The following is a 25,750-nucleotide window of genomic DNA, read 5'->3' as shown; positions in this document are numbered from 1 at the left end:
ATCCAAATCTGTGAAACCACATTTTTGAAATCAATATTTTAAAATAACATATTCTGATGAAAAAACTCTTTCTTTTAGATGGAATGGCGCTGATGTACCGGGCGCATTTTGCATTAAGTAAAAACCCCCGGTTTACTTCTACTGGGATAAATACATCAGCTGTAATGGGATTTACCAATACACTGCTTGATGTGTTAAAGAAAGAAAAGCCAACACATATTGCTGTAGTTTTTGATACAGAAGCCCCAACCGAAAGGCACATTTCTTTTGAGGCTTACAAAGCGCACCGCCAGGCTATGCCTGAAGACTTAGCCGCCGCAATGCCCTATGTAATTAAATTAATTACAGGATTTAATATTCCTGTTATTACATCTGATGGTTATGAGGCCGACGATATTATTGGAACACTGGCAAAAAAAGCGGAAAAAAAAGGTTACCAGGTTTATTGTATGACACCTGACAAGGATTTTGCACAGCTTGTTTCCGACAATATTTTCATTTACAAACCCGCCCGAATGGGTAACGACATGGAAATACTTGGGGTTAAAGAGATTTTAACCAAATGGGAAATAGAAGATGTATTGCAGGTAATTGACATTTTAGGCTTATGGGGCGATGCGGTTGATAATATACCTGGCATTCCTGGTATTGGTGAAAAAACGGCTAAATTGCTAATAAAGCAATATGGATCTATTGAGAATATTATTGCAAACAGTCATGAATTAAAAGGCAAACAACGCGAAAACGTAGAGAATTTTGCCGAGCAGGGATTAATCTCAAAAAAATTAGCTACAATTTTATTAGATGTACCGGTTGAGCTGGATGAACAGGAGCTGGAATTATGCGATCCGAGCCGTGATTTATTAGAACCCCTTTTTACCGAACTGGAATTTAGAACCCTTGGAAAAAGAGTTTTTGGCGATGGTTTTTCAGTAACTACAGCTAAATTTCAGGAAGGTACACAAACCGATCTTTTTGGCAACCAGCCTGGCGAGGCCATCCAATACACCAATACCCTTGAAGAGGAGCCTGTAGAAAAACTACCGGCTAAAACCATAGAAAATACGGAGCACAATTACCAACTGGTTGATACTTCAGAAAAACGCGCTGATTTAATTAAACTGTTATTGGCTCAAAAAAGAATTTCTTTCGATACTGAAACCACAGGAACAGATGCCAATACCGCTGAGTTGGTCGGTTTATCTTTTTCTATAAAACCTGGGGAAGGCTATTACATCCCTGTTTCAGCTGTTCGTGAAGAAGCACAAGCCCTTGTTGACGAGTTTAGGGTGGTGCTTGAAAACGATAAGATTGAAAAGATTGGCCAAAACACCAAATACGACATCTTAGTATTAAAATGGTATGATGTTCAGGTAGAGGGGAAACTTTTCGACACCATGCTTGCGCATTATTTAATTGATCCGGACACCCGCCATGGAATGGATGTTTTAGCTGAAAACTACCTGGGTTATTCGCCTATTTCGATTACAACTTTAATTGGGCCAAAAGGCAAAAACCAGAGCACCATGCGCGATGTTCCGGTAGAAAACGTAGTCGATTATGCCGCTGAGGATGCAGATGTAACCTTGCAACTGGCACATATTTTTGAACCGAAACTTAAAGAACTTAATGCCGCTAAACTGGCTGAGGAAATTGAAAATCCTTTAGTCTATGTTTTGGCCGATATAGAAAAAGAAGGCGTAAGAATTGATATTGAAACCTTAAAAAACTATTCAACTGAACTTGAAAAAGACATCATTAAGTTTGAGCAAAACGTTTACGATAAAGCGGGGGTCAAATTCAATTTAGCCTCTCCAAAGCAATTAGGCGAAGTATTATTTGACAAATTACAACTCGACCCTAAAGCAAAAAAAACCAAAACAGGCCAGTATCAAACCGGCGAAGATGTATTAACTGCTTTAGCCAATAAAAGTGATATTGTTCAGGATATTCTTGATTTCCGCCAGTTACAGAAATTAAAATCCACTTATGTAGATGCCCTGCCCTTAATGGTTAATCCTAAAACAGGTCGTGTACACACCTCATACAACCAGGCGGTTGCTGCAACCGGTAGATTAAGCTCTAATAACCCGAACCTGCAAAACATTCCAATTCGTACGGAAAGAGGAAGGGAAGTACGGAAGGCTTTTATTGCAAGAGACGAAAATCACATTCTTTTATCTGCCGATTACTCGCAAATTGAGTTACGCATCATTGCACACATCAGTAAGGAAGAAAATATGATTGATGCGTTTAATAAAGGCATCGACATTCATACCGCCACTGCAGCTAAAGTTTACGGCATTGGTATCGAAGAAGTAGATAATACACAGCGCCGTAACGCCAAAGCTGTAAATTTTGGAATTATCTATGGGCAGTCTGCCTTTGGCCTTTCTCAAAACCTGGGCATCCCGCGTAAGGAAGCAGCAGAAATTATTGAACAATATTTCGCTCAGTATCCGGGGATTAAACGGTATATGAGCGACACCATGAACTTTGCAAGAGAGAACGGCTTTGTAGAAACCATTATGGGACGCAGACGCTACCTGAGAGACATTAACTCTGCCAACCAGACCGTAAGAGGCTTTGCGGAACGAAATGCAATTAACGCTCCCATTCAGGGCTCAGCGGCCGACATGATTAAAATTGCCATGATTAATATCCATAAAGATATGAAGGCGCAAAATCTGCAATCGACCATGACCATGCAAGTGCATGATGAGTTGGTTTTCGATGTATTAAAATCGGAAAAAGAAGTTATGAAAGCCATTATTCAGGATAGAATGAAAAATGCGATAAAAACTACCGTTCCAATTGTAGTAGAAATTGGTGAAGGTGATAATTGGTTAGCTGCACACTAATGAAAAAGATAATATGTTTAATTGCACTGTGCTGGGGCATCTGTAATCTTGCCTTAGCACAGCAAGATACCACCACCATTTATGAAACGCCAAAGGGCTATTTAGTAGATCCTCTCCGTTCCAAATGGATCATGAAAAAGGAGAAACAGGATAGCTTATGGGTAGTTAGGCTTTCAAATAAAAAAGGTGTATTGCAGGAAAAGGTCAGCTTTGCCGACGAAGCCCTATCCATTAGAAAAGGGCCTTTCGAACGTTATGAAAAAGGCGTGTTGTTAGAGGAAGGTTATTACGAGATGGGTTATAAAACCGGCACCTGGTCGAAATATTACACCAATAAACAATTAAAAGAAAAAGTTGGCTATAAGTGGGATAAAGCAGATGGACCTATTGTTACCTACTGGGATAATAAACAATTAAAAACCGAAGGGGAATTTAAACTTGGAAAAAAGGTTGGTCACTGGAAAATCTATTTCAGAGATGGTAAATTCGCCCTTAGCGAAACTTATAATGACAATGGAGAACTACTGGAAAGCGCTTATTCAGATGCCGATGGAAATCGGTTAAATGCTCCAATGATCTTAACATTAACAGATTTTTCATTTTTAAAAAAAATGAAATATCCACCTAATGCAATCCTTAATAAAATACAGGGCAAAGTCCTTTTAGAATTTAGTATTGTACCAAATGGATCTCCTGAAGATATTAAAGTTTTCAGCAGTCCTGATGACGAACTTAGCCAGGAAGCAATAAGTGCTTTTAAAATGATGACTTGGAATCCCAACGAGGAGATTGGAACTCCAGTTAAAACCCGTTTTACAATATCAATTAACTTTACGATGAATTAAAATCATTTTCTTATCTTCATACAATCTTCATTCCTAATAAGCAATTTTATATCAAACAAATAACGAGTAAAACAAAAATTAGAAAACATGAAAAAATTATTGAGTTTAATCGCAATCGCAGCATTTAGTTTAACCACAGCATTTGCTCAAACACCGGCAGCTGCAACGGCTACACAAACTAAAAAAGCTGTAAAAAAAGAAGTTAAAACTACTGTAGCTCCAGTTAAAAATGGTGTTAAAGCTGATGCTAAAAAAGTAGAAACTAAAACAACCACAACAGCTGCTAAAGTTAAAGCAGACGGCACGCCGGATATGCGTTTTAAAGAAAACAAAGGTAAAGCTGCACCAGTTGCTGGTCCAACTAAAAAAGACGGTACTGCTGATATGCGCTACAAAGCAAATAAAGCAGCAGCTAAAAAGAATTAGGTTTAGGTTTATAATTTGAAAAGGTCCCGACGAAAGTCAGGACCTTTTTTATTTTACAAAGTAATCGTTTCGCCAATTTCCGGCAATAACAATATTTTGTTCTCTCTTTTAAATTTATCTACAGCTACCTGTGTATCTATTTCTATAACAGGAAAAGTATTGTAGTGAACGCCAATTACACGATCGCATTCAAAATATTTAGTTGCAACCAAAGCATCGTCTACATCCATTGTGTAATTTCCACCGATTGGTAAAATGGCATAATCCAGGTTATAAATATCTGCCAGCACTTTCATTTCAATGGTTAGGCCAGTATCGCCGGCAAAATAAATCTGCTTGCCATCCACTTCTAAAACAAAGCCGGCAGGGTTTCCTCCATAACTTCCATCGGGCAATCCTGAAGAATGCGTAGCTGGTACCATGCGTACAGTTCCCCAGTCAAAAGTAAATTTACCAAAGTTCATTCCATGTACTTTTTCTACACCTTGCCTGGTGGCCCAGTCGGTTATTTCAGGCATCGCAATTACAGTTGCCTGCGTTTGCTTTGCTAAAGTAACTAAATCAGCAACGTGGTCTCCATGTCCATGACTTACTAAAATATAGTCAGCTTCAATTGCCTTGATATCGATATTTTTAGCTAATGGATTATGTGTAATAAAAGGGTCAAACAATAATTTCTTTCCAGCCGCTTCGAGTAAAAAGCATGACTGACCGTAATATGTATATTTCATTGTTGTGGTATAATTTTAAAGGTTAAGAACCAAACATGCCTCCCAGGCCTCCGAGCATATCATTGGTAGCCGATTGCATTTCGGTTGCACTAACCTGATCTGCATTTGCCAGGGCTTTATTAATGGCTGTTAATAACAACTCTTCTAATTCTTCTTTATCGGCAGACTTTAAAAATTCTTCATCAATGGCAATTCCTGTAACGGCTTTATTTGCAGTTGCAGTAACCTTTATTGCGCCATTTTCAACTTCGCCAAACACAGAGATGGTGTCCAGGCGTTTTTTAATTTCTTCGGCTTTTTGTTGTGCCGCAAATAATTTATCAAACATAATATGTCTTTTTATAATAAAACGAAATTAGCACCTTTTGTTTTCTTTCCAGGTATTTTTTTTGAAAAGAACAGCAATGCCGTGTACATCAAAAAGCAGTTTATACCCGTCCTAAAATGGTATTGGCTTCATCTAAAAAGCGTTCAATCTTTTTGGTACTTCTAAAGTTTCTTAATACAAGTTCGAAGCTTTTGTTTTTAGCTTTTGATTCTATCTGGGCTTTAACCTCTGTACCGGTATAAATAAAATTAGTTGATTTGCGGATAATTTGAAACCTGATCAAATCGTCGAACGCATATACCTTTTTAAATCGGCCAGCAAAAGTAGAATGAATAATCTGACGTTGATTTTTATCAAATGTAATGCTCGAAAAGAAAGTACTAACGAGGACGGCGCCAATAACCACTGGAAAATAAGTGGTTAATATTTTCCCAAAGCCAGCTTCATTTGCCATAAAAGTAGGGCTAAGCAAAATTATAACGGTAACACCAATTAGAATGATGCCAAAAATTAATGCTGCAACTTTATTATCTCTAACAATATATGCACCACCTTCTTCCTTAAAAAACTCAAAATCGTAAATGGTTTGCTTTGGCATAACAGGTGCGTTTGCAAACACCAGCTCGTCTATTTTGGGCAAAACTTCCTGCTCAAAGGCCTGTAAGTTTAAGTTTGAAGTTTTGCTATATCCGGCAGAAATGATGAGCCCCTTGCCATGCCTGTTGCTTTTCTTGAAAACCCTGTAATTAAAACCACTTCCAATAATCTGATAAGGTTCTATAGCCGCTATCTGATCAAATGGAGTTGAGCCAATGGTTATACCTGCAATTTTATTATACAGGGTTCGGCTGCTGCCATCAAAAACAATGTTATTTTCCCCAATTAAAAGAATTAGTATTGGAACGAGTAACAGAAAACCTAAAAAACCAAATCCAAGCTGCGATGTGTAACCTTCTTTTTGCGTGTAGAGGTAAACAGAAATTCCGGCTATTGCAATCAGGGTTATCAAACCCATTAACCTTAAACCTCGTTTTGGATAAATGGTCAATTTACCCGGTTCAATAATCCATTTCGTTTTAGCCATATTTTGTTTTTTAGTCTTCGTCGCTTCCTGGCAAGCTTCCATTACCATGGTATGCCCCTTTTCTGATAACCGGCATATTAAAATGCTTATATAAATCATCAAGATGCATTAAGCTTCCATTCGTTAGGTTACCTAAAAATATAATTACAATATTTTTGTTTAAATCTCTTACGTAAATGTGTCGAAAACCGTGCCACCATCCGGTATGATAAACCACTTTATCCATTCCTTCTCCATCAAACATGCGCCAGCCGTAACCATAATTAAAGTGGCCGTTAATGGGCTTATTACGGCCTACATAAGCAGAGTCCAGACTCTTCTTACTTAAAAGCCTGCCGTTTTTAAGGTATTTATCAAATAAAACCAAATCGTGTACTGTACTGTAAATTCCTTTATCGCCAACGGGGCCATCTAAAAAGTTCTGCGCAACTGAATATTTCCACGTTCTATCGTGGCCAACCACATCAACAGGAATTTTTTCATACTCTGTAGTACTATAAACATGCGTGTGCTTTAAACCGGCAGGTTTAAAAACATGCTCCATCATATACTGTGAATAGCGCTGGCCCGTTACTTTTTCTATAATGGCACCCAAAACCATAAAGTTTGAATTGTTATAATGAAAACGATTATCGGGTTTGGTATAAGGATTGGGTTTTTTCTCCGCAATAACATCCATTACCTCCTGGTTGGTTACGCCTTTTTTCATGTTGCGTTTTTCCTTGCGCCAAATGTCATCGATAAAATAAACGTAATTCATCATCCCGCTTCGGTGGCTCAACAACAACTTTACCGTAATTCCTTCATAAGGAAAATTCGGGAAGAATTTTTTAACGTTATCATCTAAAGAAAGTTTGCCGGCCTCAACCAGTTGCATAATAGCCGTTCCGGTAAAGGTTTTAGTAATAGAAGCCAATTCAAATTCCGAATTTATCTTCAAGCTATCGCGATGCAGGTAATCTGCCCAGCCAATTGCTTTTTCGTAAAGAATTTTACCGTCTTTGGCTACCAGCATATTTCCGTTAAACCCAAACTTCTTATGCAGGTTATCTACAAAATCAGCAATCCACTTATCGCCTTTTGCAGGATCATAAGCAATTAGAAGACTATCGGCTTTATCATCTTCTTTGGTTCGAATTTTCTTTTCAGCAGCTTTTTTTTCTTCTGATTTTTTACTGGAGCAAGCGGTTAATAATGTTGAAGAGAGGGCAATAGCAGTGATTATATTTCGAAAATTCATTTACGTTAGTGATACTTAGTTTAAAACCCGAAAAATAAAGAATTTTGGCCGTAATTCTTAAAGAGTTTTACACATTCTCGCATTTTTGTTTATACCAGCATTCAAACAAATGTCCTTTACTTCCATAAACCGGATCATTGTCTGGATTTTTCACTTTTTCAATATCCTGATCTGCCTCGGGTCTTTCTTCAGCTTTGCCATACCTGATGTTATACTCAATGCCATTTGGATAAGCTCCAACGACCGTAAAATCATCACTGGAGTTTAATTTCTTATGGGCTACACCTGCAGGAATAACCACTACATCTCCTTTATCCAACTCGATGCAAACACCATGTTCGCCCCCAAACTGTACGTCGGCCCTTCCACAAAAAACACCCATTACTTCGTGTGTATTGCTGTGATAATGATGATAATCAAAAATAGAATCGACCCAGGCATTGGTATAGCCATTTTGGGCAAACACCTTTTTAATCACTTCCTCAGATTCATCGGGATGGATTAAAAAAGCTCCTTTATAAATCATTAAAGGCAGGTTTTTATTATTGGGGAAATTTTCGTTTTCTTCTATTTTATGCGAAACCAGATAGGCTTCCTGTATTAATTTTTCTTTGTCCATGATTAAGGTGTTTTAGTACTAACAAATTAATCATTAAAGGGTTTACATTTATAATTTATTGGGTTCAAGAAATTCAATTACCTCTCCGTTGGGGCTATAAACCAATGCATTTTTAACCTCTACAGCCGGTTTACCCAATTGCAAAACCATGGGTTTAACACATTCTTGCCCACCAGCATCAATAGCCTGGTTAAAGGCAAGCTTTGCATCCACAACATTTAAGGCAAAATGCAATAGAGAGCCTGTTTTTATTTCCTCATCTCCATTTGCTTTTTGGCCCTGGGTTGGGGCATTTGCCTGGTAATCGAATATTTCAATATAGGAGTCTCCATCTGCTGATTTTAACATACAGGCTTGTTTAATATTAAACTCGGGCAATGTCCAGCTATGGCTTACCGTAAAACCAAGTCCTTGAGTATAAAAATTAAGTGTTCTGTCGAAATCTTTTGCACGAATAGCGATGTGATGTAATCCTAAAACATTGTGGTTTGCTTTCATATTGATAATTTTGTAGGGCAAATTTAATTAATTGCATTAGGCTGTTGAGCAGCTTACAAAATTGTAAGTTATGAGAAAAACCACTTCAACTAATTTCGAGAACCAGGAGATACTACATGAATTTTGTGATGCAGCTGTTGCTTTAAATGCAATAAGCGGTAGATGGAAATTAAGCATTTTAGGTGTTTTATCAGATCACGCACAGCGTTACACCACCATAAAAGAAACCATTCCAAATATTACAGATCGTGTTTTAGCTTTACAATTAAAAGAACTGGAAACCGATGGTTTAATTATAAAACATGAAACTGCAGAAGGCGGTTATGCATTAACGGTCATGGGGAGTAAAATGATTCCCATCATCAGGCAAATGGGCGATTGGGGGAAGGCAAAAAAGGAATCATAAAAAAGGCTTCCAAATGGAAGCCTTTAATTATTTGAATCAGTTTGGAACTGAAAATGTAATCTTATTTGATTAAGCTAATAACCTAACCGGCTCCTCTAACAAAGCTTTAAGGGTTTGCAAAAATGCGGCACCGCTTGCGCCATCAACCGTACGGTGATCGCAGCTTAAAGTTACTTTCATTACGTTCCCCGGTACAACAGCTCCGTTTTTAACAACAGGAACCTGAGAGATACCTCCAACAGCTAAAATACAACTGTCAGGTGAGTTAATGATTGCAGTAAACTCATCAATGCCGAACATACCTAAATTAGAGATGGTAAAAGTAGAACCTTCCCAATCTGCTGGCTGAAGTTTTTTAGCCTTCGCTTTTTGAGCAAAGTCTTTTACTTCTGCAGAAATGTGTGTTAATGATTTTCCATCAGCGAAACGCACAACAGGAACCAATAAACCATCTTCTACTGCAACCGCAACACCAATGTTTACATGTTCGTTGTAACGGATTTTATCGCCTAACCATGAAGAATTCACAATTGGGTGTTGTTTTAAAGCAATAGCGGTTGCTTTTAAAACTAAATCGTTGAACGAAACTTTTGATGGGGCATATTCATTAATACGTGCTCTCGCTTCAATCGCTTTGTCCATATCAATGGCCATTGTTAAATAGAAGTGAGGGGCAGTAAATAAGCTTTCGGCTAAACGTTTGGCAATTACTTTACGCATTTGCGAAACTGGTTTTTCAGTAAATTTCTCTTCACCTATAAACTGAGGAATTGCCGGAGCAGCTTTTTCAGCAGGAGCTGAAGCCGTTTCGGCTTTAGCAGGCGCAGCAGCAGGCTTAAAGTTTTCAATATCTTTTTTAATGATACGGCCACCTTCTGCGCTTCCCGAAACCTGAGCTAAATCGATTCCCTTATCTTTTGCTATTTTCTTAGCCAAAGGAGATGCTTTAACGCGACTATCAGAAGTACTTTCAGCAACTGGCGCAGCACTTGGGCTTGCATCAGCGGTTGCTTTTGGAGCTTCTTCTGTTTTAGTTTCAGTGCTTTCTGTTTTCTTAGCAGGCGCATCGCCAGCGCTTAAAATTCCGCTAATGTCGGTTCCTTCAGGGCCAACAATTGCAATAATCCCGTTTACCTTGGCTGCAGCACCTTTTTCTACGCCAATATGCAATAAAGTTCCGGTTGCATAACCCATAACTTCCATAGTTGCCTTATCGGTTTCTACATCCGCTAAAACATCATCGTCTTTTACTTTATCGCCAACTTTTTTATGCCATTCAGCAATTACGCCTTCAGTCATGGTATCGCTTAGCAAAGGCATACGGATAACCGTAACACCTTTTGCGGCTAATTCTTCTTCGCTTAAGCCACCACCCTGAGCTGGTGCTTCTTCTTTTTTCTCTTCTGCTTTTGGAGCTTCAGTTGAGGCAGGTTTTTCTTCTGTTTTACCAGAACCACCAGCAGCATCAATTGCGGCTTGAAAATCTTCTCCTTCTTTTCCAATTACTGCAATAATTGCATCAATAGGAACGCCTTTGCCTTCTTCAACACCAATATGTAATAAAGTACCTTCTTCGTAAGATTCAAGATCCATTGTTGCTTTATCGGTTTCTACCTCAGCAAGCACATCACCACTCTTTACTTTATCGCCAACTTTAACATGCCATTTTGCCAATACCCCTTCAGTCATGGTATCGCTCATTTTGGGCATTCTAACTACTTCAGCCATTATATATCTTTAATTGAAATCTTAAAATAATTAATCCATTACGTAAGGATAGTCCTTTTGCATATATACATCTTTGTATAACTCTGATGCATCAGGCCAAGGAGATTCTTCTGCAAATTTCACTGCATGATCTACAGTTGCTTTTACTTTAGCTTCTACCTCTTCAATCCAGGCTTGATCTGCATACTTTTCTTGTAGAATCGTTTCTCTTGCATGCTCAACAGGATCTTTTGCTTTATAATCTTCTAATTCTTCTTTAGTACGATATTTTGCAGGATCAGACATTGAATGTCCACGGTAACGGTAAGTTCTCATTTCTAAGAAAGTAGGCCCTTCTCCTTTACGTGCACGTTGAATGGCTTCGTCCATTGCATTGTGTACAGCAACCGGGTCCATACCATCAACTGGTGCGCAAGGCATATCAAAACCTAAACCGATTTTATAAATATCAGTCATGTTGGTTGTACGCTCTACAGATGTACCCATTGCATAACCATTGTTTTCACAAACAAAAACAACCGGAAGTTTCCAAAGCATAGCCATGTTAAACGTCTCGTTTAATGCACCCTGACGCACCGCGCCATCGCCCATATAACAAATGTTTACATTGTCAGTACCTTTATATTTTTCTGCAAAAGCAACACCAGCTCCTAAAGGAATCTGGCCACCAACAATTGCATGTCCACCATAAAAATTGTGTTCTTTGCTAAACATGTGCATTGAACCACCTTTACCTTTAGAGCAACCTGTAGCTTTACCATACATTTCTGCCATGATGCTATCAGCACTTACACCTAAAGCTAAAGCGTGAGCGTGATCACGATAAGTAGTAATCATCGAATCGCCTTTTTGCATTGCAGATATAGCACCTGCAACTACAGCTTCTTGTCCAATGTATAAATGACAAAAGCCACGTATTTTTTGTTGTCCGTATAACTGGCCAGTTTTTTCTTCGAACTTGCGCATAAGCAACATCGACTCAAACCACTTTAACCAGGTATCTTTATTTATTTCTACTGCACTCATTTTAGGGTATTTGTTTTTTGCGACAGCAAATCTAATTTTTTTATTGTAATTTTCGGCACTCTTGAATGTAAAAACATCATAATATCAGCTATGAAATTACATTTAACAGTTGTTTTACAATTAAATAGTATTCATCTGATCTCTTTCCTCTGAAACTCTAATTTTATAGATTTTAAACTTAACGATTTATCACATTCTCTATTTAATTTATTGTGAAATTTAATTTCGTGAAACCTTAGTTATCCCTAATTATAAATATTTAAAGAAAAAGCTAAAGCGCTAATCCTTATTTTTTTGTTTGCCTTGTAATATTATTAACTATAATCATAATAAAAACTGAGCAGGCTTTACGAGCTTGTTTTTATAAGAACTGAAACCGTACACTTTTTCAAAATTTAATTACGAAATAAGCGCTTTCAACAGGTCGAAATCATTAAAATGTTAATAACTTTTACTTTTTAACAATTAACATTTGGATAACATTTGTATAATTAATACTTTTGGCAACCAACAATAAGCCCATGTGGTGTACGTTAATGTGTAAGTGAATTACCCAAACATAACTGTATAACATGATTAAAAAATTTTTGTTTACCTCCCTTATCGCTTTCTGCACGTTCTCAGCTGCATTTGCGCAAACAAAAACAAAAGAATCTGGTAAAGAATCAAACGATCCTGACAACTTAGCATCTCAATATTTCTCGCAAGTAATGGGTGTAGCGGTTGATGCGACGTCAAACTTAAAGCTTTATAAGTTTGTGTACGAATGGATCGGAACCCCGTATAGCTACGGCGGAAATACCAAAAAAGGAATTGATTGTTCAGCTTTTACAAAAGCAATCTACGATAAAGTTTTCAACACCACCATCAGAAGAAATTCACGCGATATTTTTAGCATGGTTGATCCGGTTTCTAAGGATGAATTAAAAGAAGGTGATCTGGTCTTCTTCAAAATCAAAAGCAAAAGTATTTCACATATTGGCATTTATTTAGGCGACAATCGTTTTGCCCACGCATCAAGTTCGCGCGGTGTAGTAATCAGCAATTTAAACGAGCCTTATTACAGTCGTTTCTTTTATAAAGGCGGCCGTATTTTAGAATCTTATAAGAAAGATTTTACGGTAGAATAATCCAATCAGCCATTTGCATTTCGCAATTGGGTTAAACATAAAAAAACACGATCCTCCTTAAGAAATTTAGGAGGATTTTTTTTATCACACAAAAATCAATAATGAAATTTATAACAAGCCTGTTTTTATCTGTAGCAGCCATTCTGTTTTTTATTCGCTGCACGGGGGGCAATAATGCACCTCATGCCGCAATCCCGGTAAAAGCCGACACGGTGATTAAAAAAATTAAGGACACGATTTCCATAGTAGCCGTTGGAGATATTATGCTGGGCTCAGCTTTTCCATCTAAAACCAACCTCCCGCCAGATGATGCCGTGAATAGTTTTAAGGCGGTAGACAGTTTGCTTAAAGGCGATATTGTTTTTGGGAACCTGGAAGGTTGTTTTCTAAATTCAGGCAATTCTAACAAATGTAATGGCATTAACCCAAATAACTGTTTTGCCTTCCGAATGCCCGAAAGATATGCTGGGATTTATAAAAAAGCAGGCTTTAACCTGTTAAGTATTGCCAATAACCATGTTGGTGATTTTGATGCGAAAGGCCGTAAAAATACCGCCCGAATTTTAGATTCCTTACAAATTCATTATGCCGGGCAAGTTAATAAGCCCTTTGAAATATTTGAGAAAGATAGCGTTAAATATGCCTTTTGTGCTTTTGCTCCGAATGAAAATACGGTCTCTATAAATAAAGTCGACAGTGCCAAAGCTTTAGTGGGCAGGCTTAAAAAGCTGGCCGATATTGTAGTTGTTTCTTTTCATGGTGGCGGTGAAGGTGCAAGATTTGAGCATGTGCCGCGCAGGAACGAAATCTTTTATAAAGAAAACCGTGGTAATGTATATGCCTTTGCACATGCTGTTATTGATGCGGGTGCAGATGTTGTTTTAGGGCATGGCCCACACGTAACGAGAGCCGTTGAAGTATATAAAAATAAATTTATTGCCTACAGTTTGGGTAATTTTTGTACCTACGGCATGTTTAGCTTAAAAGGGTCTAATGGTTTTGCCCCCTTGTTAACGCTTAAAATAAACAGCAAGGGCGACTTTCTGTATGCAGATGTAGTTTCTGTTCAGCAGGACAAGATTAGCCGCTTAACGCAGGATAAAAGCCACAGGGCCTTTAAGAGGATACAGGAATTAACTGATATTGATTTCCCCGGCCATACTTTAAACTTTGAAAATAACAGAATTACCAAAAAAGATTAATCATGAAAAAAGGAGTATTAATTCATTATATTATTGGTATAGCAGCCGCAATTTTAGTTTTAGTTGCAGCTTACTACATCAACCAAAACCAGCAGAATTTAATTTCTGCAGGCCTTATTATTATTGCAGGATCGCTGGTGGCGTTTAGCCAATACCAAATTATCAAGTCAAAGAAAAAGAAGTAATTTTTAACTAAACCTTAAACCTCGTCTTTGGTATTCTTTACCAAACCAATTCCCGATACAAAAAAGATAATGCCTATTACGCCATACACCAATAATCCGCGTGTATCCTGACTATGGTTTACATACCCATAACCGGCATAAATTAAACCTATAATACCCAGTACGGTTAAAATGGTTCCAAAGGTGCGCTTTACATTCATAGTTAGAAATTTTAGTAGAATTAAGACAATAAATAATCGATTTTGTTTTGAATGCTACCAGAATAGGTATAACTTAAATAGCCCTAAAGCAAATTGAGCTTGCCGAAAACTTTAAAAAGTATTCAACAAGCTCAACCTGCTAAGAAAATTTCTTCTGAATTTACCAAACACCTAATCTATTCTCAGGCGCAACATACATTTTTGCTGTTGCAGGAATATTAAAGGCTTTGTAAAAGGCTTCCATATTGTAAACAGGTCCGTTAACACGGAACATTTCAGGACTATGCGGATCCGTTTTTAGTCTTACGCGCATGGTTTCATCACGGTTTTTGATTCTCCATACTTGTGCAAAACCTAAAAAGAAACGTTGATCTGGTGTAAATCCATCGATCTTTTTATCGTTCTTTTTACCTTCTTCAGTTAGTTTATACGCATCGTACGCAATATTTAAACCACCAATATCAGCAAGGTTTTCGCCAAGGGTTAAAGAACCGTTTACATGTTGATTATCTAAAAGCGCGAAATTATTATAGAAAGCGACAACTTTATCTGCTTTGGTTTTAAATTTATCCGCATCAGCTTTTGTCCACCACTCTTTAAGGTTTCCTGCAGCATCATACTGCCTGCCCTGATCATCAAAACCGTGTGTCATTTCATGGCCGATAACCGCTCCAATTGCTCCATAATTAATGGCGTCATCTGCATTAAAATCAAAGAAGGGGAATTGTAAAATTCCGGCAGGGAACACAATTTCGTTAAACGATGGATTGTAATAAGCATTTACTGTTGGCGGTGTCATTCCCCATTCTGTTTTATCTACAGGCTGACCAAGCTTATCAATCATTTCTTTGTAGGCATGCTTTTCTGCGGATTGAAGATTGGCATAATAAGTAGATTTATTAATTTCTACATCATCATATTTCTTCCATTTATCAGGATAACCAATTTTTTTGATGAAGGCGTTCAATTTTTCCAGGGCCTTCTTTTTGGTCTCCGGAGTCATCCAGTCTACTTTTTTTATTCTTTCTTCGTACACTTTTTGAAGGTTATTTACCAACTCAAGCATTCTTTTTTTCGCTTCAGGCTTAAAATATTGCTCTGTATACAATTGACCTAAAAGTTCGCCTAAATTACGGTCAGCACTGTTTACAATGGCTTTCCATCTTTCGGTTGGCGCTTGTTGTCCGCTTAATGTTTTACCAAAAAATTCAAATCTCGCCGTTCTGAATCCTTTACTTAAAGCACTTGCAGAATTATTTAAAGCATCGAACTTTAATTTTTCTTTCCAAACCTCAATTGGCTCTGATTTAATAAGTGCATTTAAAGCTTTGTAGTACTTTGGCTGGCTCACCAGAATGGTATCGGTTTTTAACATCAGTTTATTTAAAACCATTTTCCAATCTATATTGGGTGTTTCTTTCTGGAAATCGGCAACTAAAAACTTGTTGTAATTTTTTTGCGGATCGCGTAACTCAACAGGCGTTGAATGTGAAAGGGCTATTTTAGTTTCAAGTTTTAAAATCTGATCTGCATATTTTTTTGCATTTACAGAATCGCCGGCAAGGCTGAAAAGCTTTGTGATATAGGTTTGATAAGCGGACCTGATTTTTTTTGCTTTATCATCCTGATCTAAATAATAACTGCGCTCAGGCAAGGTAATTCCAGCCTGCGAAAAATTAACCGCATTTTTTGAACTGATTTTATCATCTGGCTGAACACCAAAACCCAATAAATCACCTTCTCCGTCTTTATAACCATCGGCAATAAAATTGATTAAATCCTTATCGTTTTTAATGCCATCAATTTTAGCCAATAATGGCTTTAAAGGCTCAGCACCTAACTTCTCTATCGTCAGCGTATCCATTCCGCTGGCATAAAAATCTCCAACTTTTTGTTCTATACTTCCTTTTGACGATTTACTTTTGGCGGCACTTTCGAGTATTTTATTGAGATTTTTTAAATTGTCATTATATAAAACATAGAATGAACCCCAACCTGTTTCTGTTTTAGGAATTTCTGTGTTTTTTATCCATTTTCCATTTGCATAAAGAAAAAAGTTATCACCCGGCTTAACCGTGGTATCCATTCCAGCTGTATCGAAAAATAAGGTACGCTGATTTGCTTCATCATTTTGCTGATGAGTTTTGTTGTTCTGACAGGCTGCTAAGAGCAATAGGGCAGCGCCGGGCAGAAAAAGTTTACTTTTCATATGAATTGAATTAGTTAGAAAAACCTAAAGCTACAAAATGCCTGATGTACTTTGTATGAATTTTTTTATAACTTCATAAAAAAATCTAATTATGCAGTATACACTTTACATTCTAATTTTCCTGGCGGTTATCATTCTATTTAGTTCTTTTGTAACCGTTAAACAAGGTACAATAGCTGTGGTAACGGTTTTTGGTAAATACCGAAGACAACTTAGACCAGGGCTTAATTTTAAAATACCTTTAATTGAGCAAATTTACTCACGCATCTCTATTCAAAACCGATCGGTTGAATTATCTTTTCAGGCAGTAACGCAAGATCAGGCTAATGTTTATTTCAAGGCCATGCTTTTATATTCTGTAGTGAACCAGGATGAGGAAACGATCAAAAATGTAGCTTTTAAGTTTGTGGATGCTACAAATTTAATGCAAGCTTTAATCCGTACCATAGAAGGTTCAATCCGCGCTTATGTTGCTACGCAAAAACAGGCCAATGTATTGGCGCAACGTAACGAAATTGTGCTGCATGTTAAAGAGCAAATTGATCAGGTATTGGATGGCTGGGGTTATCATTTACAAGATCTCCAATTAAACGACATTACCTTTGATGAAGAAATTATGCGCTCCATGAGTCGCGTGGTTGCTTCAAACAATTTAAAAGCTGCTGCTGAAAATGAAGGACAGGCTTTATTAATTACAAAAACCAAAGCTGCAGAAGCTGATGGTAATGCCATTAAAATTGCTGCAACAGCTGAACGTGAAGCAGCCCAGCTTCGTGGACAGGGGATTGCATTATTCAGGGCTGAAGTTGCACATGGTATGACCAAGGCTGCACAGGAGATGGAAAATGCCAACCTGGATATTTCTGTTATTTTATTTACGATGTGGACAGAATCAATCAAACATTTTGCCGAGAATGGCGATGGTAATGTAATTTTCCTGGATGGTAGCAGCGAAGGCATGAACAAAACGCTTAAAGAAATGATGGCCATGCAACTGAATAAAGACAGGGCAGATAAAAAATAAGGAATTGCTTTAAAATTAACCGGTTGGAAAGCGGCTGAAACAATTCAGCTTGATGATTGCAATTGTTAATTAAGTTTATAACAAAAAGGGTCGTTCAATTAAATTGAACGACCCTTTTTAATGTTTATATTTTTGCTTAGAATGCGCCTAAGTTCATTACGTAACTTCCTGATTGCTGCATAAAATCAGCCATTACGTGAAGGGATTCATCTTCAATAAAGTCGAAGGAATCTTGTTTCGCTGGTTTTTCGCCTTTTTTAATTGCAGGTAAACCTCTTAAAGCCCTTAGTTCATTTTGTCTTACCAGGCTTTTAGCTTCTTTAGCATCACGTTCTTCTTTTAATTTAGCTCCGTTTAAGGTAACCGAAACTTCTTTGTCACGCTGCTCTAAATCTTTGATATCCTGTACCAAGAATTTAAAATCTAAAGAGTTTGCAACACGTTGCTCACTGTTTTTTATTAAGCCTGCCTTAACTGCTGTTAAATTGGCAACAGATTTAAAGTTCGAACTTGGAATTACATCCCATGGTAATGCTGAAGGTTCTGTATCTTCACCGATTTTATCCATTGGGTATACCGAAGGGTAAACCACATCAGGGGTTACTCCTTTATGTTGAGTACTGCTACCTGCTACACGGTAAAATTTAGCCATCGTCAGGTTAATTTGGCCCAGTTTAATATCAGAAGCTGATACTGAGTTTGGTGCGGTACCCGTGGTCCTGTCTTTAGAAACTAAAGCGGCTATTCTTTGTAAAACACTTGGGTTTACGAGTTTATTTAAATCAATAGAGGATTGAACAGTTCCTTTACCATACGTTTGACTGCCCATGATAATTCCACGGCCATAATCCTGAATGGCGCCTGCAAAAATTTCGGAAGCCGAAGCACTTAAACGATCAACCATTACACCGAAAGGTCCATCCCATGCTACACCAGGATTTTCATCCTCGTCTACTTCTATTTTACCTCTTAAATCTTTAACCTGTACAACTGGTCCCTTATCAATAAACAAACCTGTTAATGAAATGGCTTCTACCAAAGAGCCCCCACCATTTCCACGTAAATCCATTATAATGGCATCTACCTTGTCTTTATTTTTTAAAGTATCAATTAGTAACCTAACGTCGCGTGTGGTGCTTTTATAGTTTTTATCGCCTGCATTTGCTGCTTTAAAATCTGCATAGAAAGCGGGCAGAGAGATGATCCCTACTTTATAAGTTTTACCATTTGATGTTACTTCTTTTACTTTTTTCTTAGCTGACTGATCTTCAAGAATGATTTTTTCACGTACCAGCTCAACAATAACAGGTTTGGAAGACATTTCTTTTCCGGCAGGAATAACTTTTAAACGAACCCTGGTTCCTTTTGGTCCTTTAATTTTAGTAATGGTTACATCTAATCTCCATCCTGTAATGTCTACAAATTCTCCATCACCCTGTGCTACCGCAATAATTCTATCTCCGGCATTTAACTGTTTGCTTTTAAATACTGGTCCACCTGGAATAACCTCGGCAATTTTAACCACCTCATTTTCCAATTGTAAACGAGCTCCGATACCTTCAAATGAACGAGACATATCCTCGTTAAAAGCAACGGCGTTAGATGGATTAAAATAATTGGTGTGCGGATCAATGCAGGCTGTAAATGCATCCATCAGGTATTGAAAAACATCCTGATTGTTTACTTTACTGGTTTGCGATTGTAAATCTTTATAACGCTTGGTTAAGGTTTCTGTATTTTTAGTTTGATCGGTTGTACCGGCAAGGTTTAAATTAACCAGTTCGTATTTTACACGTTTTTTCCAGGTATCATTTAAAGTGGCAGACGAATTGGCCCATGGCAACTTCTCTCTGTCGTACACATAGGTATCATTCTGATTGAAATCGAACTTGGTTTTAACCTGTGCTAAAGAATAAGCAAAATATTCATTTAATCTTTTTGCATATACATTATAGATATAGAATGGAGCGCTTAAATCGCCATTTTTAAAGTCATCGTCCAACTGGAACCTGTACTTTTCAAAATCTTTAATATCAGATGCAAGGAAATAGTTTCTTCCTTTGTCTAAGGTATTGATGTATTTATCTAAAATAAGAGATGATATAGAATCGTTGATCTGTATTTTCTTATAGTTATAGCTTTCAATAAGGTTTACCACCTCTTTGATTACTAATTGTTGTTGTTCATCGGGTTTGATATTGGTAACACCATCAACAACGGGCTGAACTCTCGGTGCGGCATGACATGCAAGTACTGCGGCGGTAAAAATTATAAAAAATATTCTCTTTAACATCTCTTTAAACAATTTAAAATCCATTTCTAATTCTATATAGCCAATATGATACCATTTTAGCGAAAAAACAAAAAAGAGACAGCATTTATTACCGTCTCTAAGTTAAAACTTATCAAATCTAACTAAAAGCTTTCTATAAATCAATCCTTTAAAGCCTAACGAATGCAGTTTATTTTTGTTTTGATTAGACGCTAAGTCGCATTAATATTACGCTAAGGCAACATATTTAAGCTGGATACCAAATTTACAGCAGCCTTAAACGGAGAAATGTGACGTGAAAATTATTTTTTTGCGAGAACTTTTGATGCAATTGTTTCGCGTGCATCCTTAATTTGCCCTTTATACTGCGTAGTTTTAATTGAATTGGCCAGCCATTCTGCTGTTTTTAAATCCCTCAGGGCTAATGTAAAATCCTTTTTTTTGATCTTAACCTGCGCAATACCCAAAACAGATTCTATATAAGACATATTGCTTTTTAGCTGTTTGGCCAAGATACCCTGCTGCGTATAAAACCACATGGATTGTGTGTATTTACTATTGGCTAAATAAACCTTGCCCAACAAGTTATAAGTATTCATTAAACCTGGGCGGTTGCCCATTTTAGAATAATTTTTAAGGGCAACATTTAATAAAATCTGTTCAGCATCTGTAAAACGACCCAACTGATAGTGCATATTGCTCATTTTAATAATGGCTTGTCCATACCTGTTGAAATTTCTTGCTGCATTATATTCAAAGGCGGCTTTACCAAACATGGTAAGGGCCTCGTTAAAAGAACCCTTACGTTCAAAGCTTTCTGCTTCTTCATAAAAGGTATTTCCATCGGCAATGTCGAATTTAGAAACCGCTATATTAATTGAACTGCCACCAGAAACCGGATCCTGGATTTCTGATTTATCAATGTTTTGAGCGTGTATTTGTAATGATGCAAACAGGCCAATAAGAGCCAATACAACTTTGGTCATGCAACAAAAATAATACTTTATATTTAATTTTAGCTAAATACCTGTAAATTAACATCAAATGCTGCCCAAACCATATAGGGGTGAGAATCACAGTGATAAACTTCTCCATTAGAAGATATACCTACAACACCGGCAAAGCCATCAAAAGCCTTAAGTTCTACGAAAGATTTATCGCAGGCATCTTTTAAAGAGAAACCATCGGTAACGCGGGTTACAATTTTAGCAGCCAGCGCACCGCTTACAATATCTTCGCCAACGCCGGTACAGGAAATGCCTGCATACTGGTTCACATAATTCCCTGCAACAGTAGCCGAATCGCTTACACGGCATGGGATTTCAAATCCTTTCCCCCCCGTAGAGGTTGCCGCAGCAAGATTGCCTTCAGCATCCAGGGCAACGCAACCTACCGTTCCTTTATTATTTTGCTGGTTTAATTTTGCCTCATATTCTGCCTGGCGCTGTTCCGTAATCGGATTAAAATATTCAAAGCCATTTTTACGGGCAAAATTCTGCGCACCCTCACCACTCAGTACGCGGTCATCGTAAGCCAAAAGATCCTTTGCTATTGCAATTGGGTTTTTAACGTCCTCAACATTAATAACTCCGCTAAATTTTTCGGTTTTACCATCCATTAATGCGGCGCTCAACCTTACTTTGCCATCACTCTGAATTTGCGAACCAATGCCTGCATTAAATAACTGATTATCTTCCAGCAGGGCAACCGTATACACAACCGTTTCTAAAGCGGTATGTGTTTTTAAATATTCGTGCCCAAGCGTAACAATTTGCGATAAAGCATCTTGCTTGGCTTTTTTTGTTTCCTGGTTGGTTGATGATTCACTAAAAAAACCACCGTGTATAATCAATTTCATTATTAGCTGGGTTGAGCTGTTTATAATTTAAAATGAGTTTCTAAAATTCGTCTTTTACCTTTAAGCCTATGCTACCGGCACAACTTTAGGATGGTGAATAACCAGGCTATGGTCTTTTAAATCATAAACGTCGCCATCGCACATTACGTGTACAACCATGTTTTTTATAGAAACCGGTTGCCCCATTTCTACATCGGTTAAATTGGTATCGGCCATTTGGCGCCCGTCAACTAAAATAACCATGCCCGAACCAATGGCCTCCATTATATGCCCGTCAGAAATAAACAATCCTGTATCTTCACCCAGGCCAATGCCTAAAATACCAGGGTTACTCGCCGCGGCATAAAGTAAGCGCCCGATTCTGCCTCGTTGTACAAAGTGAGTATCCACAATAACATCGTCTATAAAGCCCAAACCACCGGTAATTTTAACTTCTCCCTTTAATAAGGCATCTTTACTGCTACCCTGGTAAATCATGTTTTTAGAACTTGCTGCTGCTCCTGCGGATGTACCCGCAATTACAACGGGCTCGTTTCTATATTTCTCCAGTAAAATCTGATGAATGGATGTACCGCCAAAAATAGAGGATAAGCGAAGTTGATCGCCGCCGGTAAAAATAATTACATCAGCTGCTTTTATACGTTCGCAATTTTCGGTAGCATTTGCTTCTTCGCGATTGGTAATATTTAAAACACCTAAATTATGAACATCAAGCTGTGCATAAGCTTTAATGTATTCTTCACCAACTTTCTCAGGCATTAAGGATGCCGTGGTAATAATTTCAAACCGTGATGCTGCATCTTTGGAAGATTCGGTTGTGATTCTTTTTAAAATGCCACGTTCAAAAAAATTCATGTTTTCAGGCAGTCCAAATTGCGTTTCTGCAAAACTGCCTGTATTAATTGCGCCACCTATAATGATGAGTTTACCCTTCGGAACCATTCTTTATGTGTTATATCTATCAAAAAACTCAAATATATCAGCTTAGGATAAAAAACACGACTTTTTTTGTCAATAAAATCAGATTTATCAACAAACGTTGAAATAAATATGACAAAAATTAAAGTTCTTCTGCCTGAAAACAAAACAAATATCCTCTAAAATTGATTTACATATTTGCCATGCTGATTTTCAAAATAAATGCATAATTTACAGACACCAATTTTATATCGTGGAATTAAGTTTACCAGGCGAAAAATGGCTTGTTGATCAAAAGAAATAGTAAGGTTTAAAAATGAAGATATCAAACATACAAGTACTAAGAGGGCCTAATATCTGGTCAATAAATCGCAAAAAACTTATCCAAATGCGCCTGGATTTGGAAGAATTGGAACAAAGGCCCACAAACGTTATAGACGGCTTTGGAGAACGGCTTGAAAAATTAATTCCAAGTATGTTTACACATCGTTGCTCTAAAGGTGTTGAAGGTGGTTTTTTTACCCGCGTTAAAGAAGGCACCTGGATGGGCCATGTTATTGAACACATTGCCTTAGAAATTCAAACGCTTGCAGGAATGGATACTGGCTTTGGACGTACACGCCAAACCAAAACCGAGGGGATTTACAATGTGGTTTTCAGTTATCTGGAAGAAAAAGTTGGCGTTTATGCCGCAGAAGCTGCTGTAAACATTGCCCAGGCACTAATTGATAACCAGGAATATGATTTGGAGCACGACATCAGGCGAATGAAAGAAATTCGGGAGCTGGAGCGTCTTGGCCCAAGTACAGGATCGATTGTTGAAGAAGCGGTAAGCAGAAGCATTCCGTGGATTCGCCTAAACAAAAGCTCACTGGTACAACTGGGTTATGGCAAAAACCAGGTTCGTTTTAGGGCAACCATGACAGAAAAAACCAGTAGTATTGCTGTCGATATTGCAAGTAATAAAGAAGAAACCAAACGTTTACTCACAGAAGCAGCCATTCCTGTGGCTTCGGGCGTAACCATATCTAATCCTGATGAATTAGAAGCTTCAGTTAAAAAAGTGGGCTTTCCATTGGTTTTTAAACCACTTGATGGAAACCATGGTAAAGGTGCAACCATTAATGTAAAAACAATGGAAGCGGCCAAAGAAGCTTTTGAATATGCCAAAACATACTCCAGAAGGGTTATTATAGAGAAATTTATTACAGGATTTGATTTCAGGGTTTTAGTGATAGACCACAAGGTCATTGCGGCAGCGCAGCGCGATCCTGCACATGTGCGCGGAAATGGTATACATACAATTCAAGAATTAATTGATACGGAAAATGAAGATCCCCGCCGTGGCTACGGACATGAAAATGTACTGACCGAAATTGCCGTAGACCGTGATACACTGGACTTGCTGGCTAAAAAAGAATATACATTAGAAACCATTCCTGAAAAAGGAGAGATTGTTTACCTGAAATCCACCGCTAATTTAAGTACCGGAGGAACCTCTATTGACGTTACGGACATTGTGCACCCACAAAACATTTTTATCTGTGAACGGATTTCAAGGGTTATCGGATTAGACATTTGCGGAATAGACATTATGGCGCAAAACCTAACCCAGCCTTTAAATGAAAACGGCGGTGTGGTTTTAGAAGTAAATGCAGCACCAGGTTTCAGAATGCACCTTGCACCAAGCGAAGGCTTGCCAAGAAATGTAGCTGCATCAGTGATTGATATGCTTTATCCTCAGGGAAAGCTATCACAAATCCCGATTATTGCTGTTACCGGAACAAATGGAAAAACAACCACAACCCGTTTAATTGCGCATATTATCCGCAGTAATGGTAAACGTGTAGGTTTTACCACAAGCGATGGCATTTATGTACACAACACCATGTTAATGCAGGGTGATACCACCGGGCCTGTAAGTGCCGAATTTATCCTGAAAGACCCTACAGTAGAATTTGCTGTTTTGGAAACTGCAAGAGGGGGCATTCTGCGTTCGGGTTTGGGCTTTAATACCTGCGACATAGGCGTAGTAACCAATATCCAGGAAGATCACCTTGGCATTGCGGATATTCATAACCTGGATGATTTAACCCGGGTAAAATCAGTGGTTATTGGAGCAGTACGCCGCAAAGGCTGGGCAGTATTAAATGCAGATAACGGATACTGCGTTAAAATTGCCCGGGAAGCCCGTTGCAATGTGGCTTATTTTAGTATGGATGAAAACAATCCGGTAGTTAAAGAACATTGTAAAAAAGGTGGTATTGCGGCCATTTATGAAAATGGTTACATCACCATAAAAACCGGCGATTGGAAACTTAGGGTAGATAAGGCCACGCACATTCCTTTAACATTTGGCGGTTCTGTTAATTTTATGATCCAGAATGTACTGGCTGCAACTTTAGCCACTTATTTATGGGGTTATAAGCCAGAAGACATTCGCCTGTCATTAGAAACCTTTATTCCATCGGCAGCCCACACACCGGGAAGAATGAATGTTTTCAGGTTTAAAGAGTTTAAAATTTTAGTGGATTTTGCACATAATCCGGATGGATTTAATGGTATTAAAGCGTATTTGCAAACCATTGAGGCTACAGAACATGTAGGCATCATTTCGGCCACTGGCGACAGACGCGATGAGGACATTATTGAAACGGCCCGTATTTCTGCCCAAATGTTTGATAAGATTTACATTTGCCAGGAAAAATATTTACGTGGACGCCCACAACAGGAACTGGTCGATTTACTTATAAAGGGAATCCGTGAGGTTGATGCCAACAAGGAAATTATTGTAAACAACAAAAGTACTGCATGCCTTGAACAGGCTATTAAAACGGCTATAAAAGGTTCTTACATTACTATATTAAGCAATACTATTGACAATACCATTCTTCGTGTTACGGAACATCTTGACCGGGAACTGGAGGCATAATAAAAATTTAATTGCATAAAAAAAGCAT

Annotated in this window: 23 protein-coding genes; 9 read left to right on the top strand and 14 right to left on the bottom strand. The window is 37.9% G+C overall.

All coding sequences use genetic code 11. The features are described 5' to 3' along the window. Positions 1 to 56 precede the first annotated feature (56 nt). The 3 genes from polA to R2Q77_RS04885 all read left to right on the top strand — a co-directional run bounded on the left by polA (position 57) and on the right by R2Q77_RS04885 (position 4,132). Positions 57 to 2,861: a DNA polymerase I gene (polA, locus tag R2Q77_RS04895; RefSeq protein ID WP_316802588.1), complete on the top strand. Its 2,805-nt coding sequence runs from the start codon at positions 57 to 59 to the stop codon at positions 2,859 to 2,861. Continuing rightward, the gene (locus tag R2Q77_RS04890; RefSeq protein WP_316802587.1) at positions 2,861 to 3,706 is read left to right on the top strand and encodes a TonB family protein; all 846 of its coding nucleotides are present in this window, start codon (positions 2,861 to 2,863) and stop codon (positions 3,704 to 3,706) included. The genes polA and R2Q77_RS04890 overlap by 1 nt, the downstream gene beginning before the upstream one ends. An 87-nt stretch (positions 3,707 to 3,793) precedes the next feature. Further along, positions 3,794 to 4,132, top strand: coding sequence for a hypothetical protein (locus R2Q77_RS04885; protein ID WP_316802586.1), 339 nt, complete (start codon positions 3,794 to 3,796; stop codon positions 4,130 to 4,132). Between the two features lie 53 nt (positions 4,133 to 4,185). Here the strand turns inward: R2Q77_RS04885 and R2Q77_RS04880 are convergent, their stop codons facing one another. The 6 genes from R2Q77_RS04880 to R2Q77_RS04855 form a co-directional block, all read right to left on the bottom strand. Further along, positions 4,186 to 4,863 (bottom strand): metal-dependent hydrolase, encoded by a 678-nt coding sequence (locus R2Q77_RS04880; protein WP_316802585.1) that lies wholly within the window; start codon positions 4,861 to 4,863, stop codon positions 4,186 to 4,188. Between the two features lie 22 nt (positions 4,864 to 4,885). Then, positions 4,886 to 5,191: a YbaB/EbfC family nucleoid-associated protein gene (locus R2Q77_RS04875; protein ID WP_316802584.1), complete on the bottom strand. Its 306-nt coding sequence runs from the start codon at positions 5,189 to 5,191 to the stop codon at positions 4,886 to 4,888. 100 nt (positions 5,192 to 5,291) lie between these two features. Then, positions 5,292 to 6,275, bottom strand: coding sequence for a hypothetical protein (locus tag R2Q77_RS04870; RefSeq protein ID WP_316802583.1), 984 nt, complete (start codon positions 6,273 to 6,275; stop codon positions 5,292 to 5,294). Positions 6,276 to 6,285: 10 nt separating this feature from the next. Then, positions 6,286 to 7,515, bottom strand: a complete 1,230-nt coding sequence (locus tag R2Q77_RS04865; RefSeq protein ID WP_316802582.1) for a serine hydrolase domain-containing protein — start codon at positions 7,513 to 7,515, stop codon at positions 6,286 to 6,288. Between the two features lie 67 nt (positions 7,516 to 7,582). After that, on the bottom strand, positions 7,583 to 8,134 hold the full coding sequence (locus R2Q77_RS04860) for a cupin domain-containing protein (protein WP_316802581.1): 552 nt from the start codon (positions 8,132 to 8,134) through the stop codon (positions 7,583 to 7,585). 48 nt (positions 8,135 to 8,182) lie between these two features. Then, positions 8,183 to 8,632, bottom strand: coding sequence for a VOC family protein (locus R2Q77_RS04855; RefSeq protein WP_316802580.1), 450 nt, complete (start codon positions 8,630 to 8,632; stop codon positions 8,183 to 8,185). A 70-nt stretch (positions 8,633 to 8,702) separates the two neighbouring features. On the opposite strand from R2Q77_RS04855, the gene R2Q77_RS04850 reads away from it, so the two are divergent. Then, positions 8,703 to 9,038, top strand: coding sequence for a helix-turn-helix domain-containing protein (locus R2Q77_RS04850; RefSeq protein ID WP_316802579.1), 336 nt, complete (start codon positions 8,703 to 8,705; stop codon positions 9,036 to 9,038). 69 nt (positions 9,039 to 9,107) lie between these two features. Here the strand turns inward: R2Q77_RS04850 and R2Q77_RS04845 are convergent, their stop codons facing one another. Continuing rightward, the gene (locus R2Q77_RS04845; RefSeq protein ID WP_316802578.1) at positions 9,108 to 10,766 is read right to left on the bottom strand and encodes a pyruvate dehydrogenase complex dihydrolipoamide acetyltransferase; all 1,659 of its coding nucleotides are present in this window, start codon (positions 10,764 to 10,766) and stop codon (positions 9,108 to 9,110) included. 30 nt (positions 10,767 to 10,796) lie between these two features. Further along, the gene (pdhA, locus tag R2Q77_RS04840; protein ID WP_316802577.1) at positions 10,797 to 11,792 is read right to left on the bottom strand and encodes a pyruvate dehydrogenase (acetyl-transferring) E1 component subunit alpha; all 996 of its coding nucleotides are present in this window, start codon (positions 11,790 to 11,792) and stop codon (positions 10,797 to 10,799) included. A gap of 572 nt (positions 11,793 to 12,364) precedes the next feature. Here pdhA and R2Q77_RS04835 point away from each other — a divergent pair. The 3 genes from R2Q77_RS04835 to R2Q77_RS04825 all read left to right on the top strand — a co-directional run bounded on the left by R2Q77_RS04835 (position 12,365) and on the right by R2Q77_RS04825 (position 14,309). Beyond that, positions 12,365 to 12,922, top strand: a complete 558-nt coding sequence (locus tag R2Q77_RS04835; protein WP_316802576.1) for a C40 family peptidase — start codon at positions 12,365 to 12,367, stop codon at positions 12,920 to 12,922. A 101-nt stretch (positions 12,923 to 13,023) separates the two neighbouring features. Further along, the gene (locus tag R2Q77_RS04830; RefSeq protein WP_316802575.1) at positions 13,024 to 14,124 is read left to right on the top strand and encodes a CapA family protein; all 1,101 of its coding nucleotides are present in this window, start codon (positions 13,024 to 13,026) and stop codon (positions 14,122 to 14,124) included. A gap of 2 nt (positions 14,125 to 14,126) precedes the next feature. Continuing rightward, positions 14,127 to 14,309 carry a hypothetical protein gene (locus R2Q77_RS04825; RefSeq protein WP_316802574.1) on the top strand — a complete coding sequence of 61 codons (183 nt, stop codon included), beginning with the start codon at positions 14,127 to 14,129 and terminating at the stop codon, positions 14,307 to 14,309. 14 nt (positions 14,310 to 14,323) lie between these two features. Here R2Q77_RS04825 and R2Q77_RS04820 read toward each other — a convergent pair whose 3' ends face one another. Beyond that, the gene (locus tag R2Q77_RS04820; RefSeq protein WP_316802573.1) at positions 14,324 to 14,509 is read right to left on the bottom strand and encodes a hypothetical protein; all 186 of its coding nucleotides are present in this window, start codon (positions 14,507 to 14,509) and stop codon (positions 14,324 to 14,326) included. Positions 14,510 to 14,669: 160 nt separating this feature from the next. After that, positions 14,670 to 16,718 (bottom strand): M13 family metallopeptidase, encoded by a 2,049-nt coding sequence (locus R2Q77_RS04815; protein WP_316802572.1) that lies wholly within the window; start codon positions 16,716 to 16,718, stop codon positions 14,670 to 14,672. Positions 16,719 to 16,809: 91 nt separating this feature from the next. Between R2Q77_RS04815 and R2Q77_RS04810 the strand changes: the two genes are divergently transcribed. Next, positions 16,810 to 17,742, top strand: a complete 933-nt coding sequence (locus R2Q77_RS04810; protein ID WP_316802571.1) for an SPFH domain-containing protein — start codon at positions 16,810 to 16,812, stop codon at positions 17,740 to 17,742. A gap of 136 nt (positions 17,743 to 17,878) precedes the next feature. Here the strand turns inward: R2Q77_RS04810 and R2Q77_RS04805 are convergent, their stop codons facing one another. The 4 genes from R2Q77_RS04805 to R2Q77_RS04790 all read right to left on the bottom strand — a co-directional run bounded on the left by R2Q77_RS04805 (position 17,879) and on the right by R2Q77_RS04790 (position 22,814). Further along, a complete protein-coding gene (locus tag R2Q77_RS04805) occupies positions 17,879 to 20,035 on the bottom strand; it encodes a carboxy terminal-processing peptidase (RefSeq protein WP_316802570.1) in 2,157 nt (718 codons plus the stop codon). A gap of 281 nt (positions 20,036 to 20,316) precedes the next feature. Next, complete coding sequence (locus R2Q77_RS04800) at positions 20,317 to 21,000, bottom strand: hypothetical protein (protein ID WP_316802569.1); 684 nt, start codon at positions 20,998 to 21,000, stop codon at positions 20,317 to 20,319. A 29-nt stretch (positions 21,001 to 21,029) separates the two neighbouring features. Beyond that, complete coding sequence (locus R2Q77_RS04795; RefSeq protein WP_316802568.1) at positions 21,030 to 21,872, bottom strand: isoaspartyl peptidase/L-asparaginase; 843 nt, start codon at positions 21,870 to 21,872, stop codon at positions 21,030 to 21,032. Positions 21,873 to 21,938: 66 nt separating this feature from the next. Further along, positions 21,939 to 22,814, bottom strand: coding sequence for a cyanophycinase (locus R2Q77_RS04790; RefSeq protein WP_316802567.1), 876 nt, complete (start codon positions 22,812 to 22,814; stop codon positions 21,939 to 21,941). Positions 22,815 to 23,106: 292 nt separating this feature from the next. On the opposite strand from R2Q77_RS04790, the gene cphA reads away from it, so the two are divergent. Continuing rightward, a complete protein-coding gene (gene cphA / locus R2Q77_RS04785; protein WP_316802566.1) occupies positions 23,107 to 25,722 on the top strand; it encodes a cyanophycin synthetase in 2,616 nt (871 codons plus the stop codon). Positions 25,723 to 25,750 lie beyond the last annotated feature (28 nt).

Source organism: Pedobacter nototheniae, from assembly GCF_032678625.1.
Taxonomy (GTDB): domain Bacteria; phylum Bacteroidota; class Bacteroidia; order Sphingobacteriales; family Sphingobacteriaceae; genus Pedobacter; species Pedobacter nototheniae_A.
This window is presented reverse-complemented; position numbering and strand designations above follow the sequence as displayed.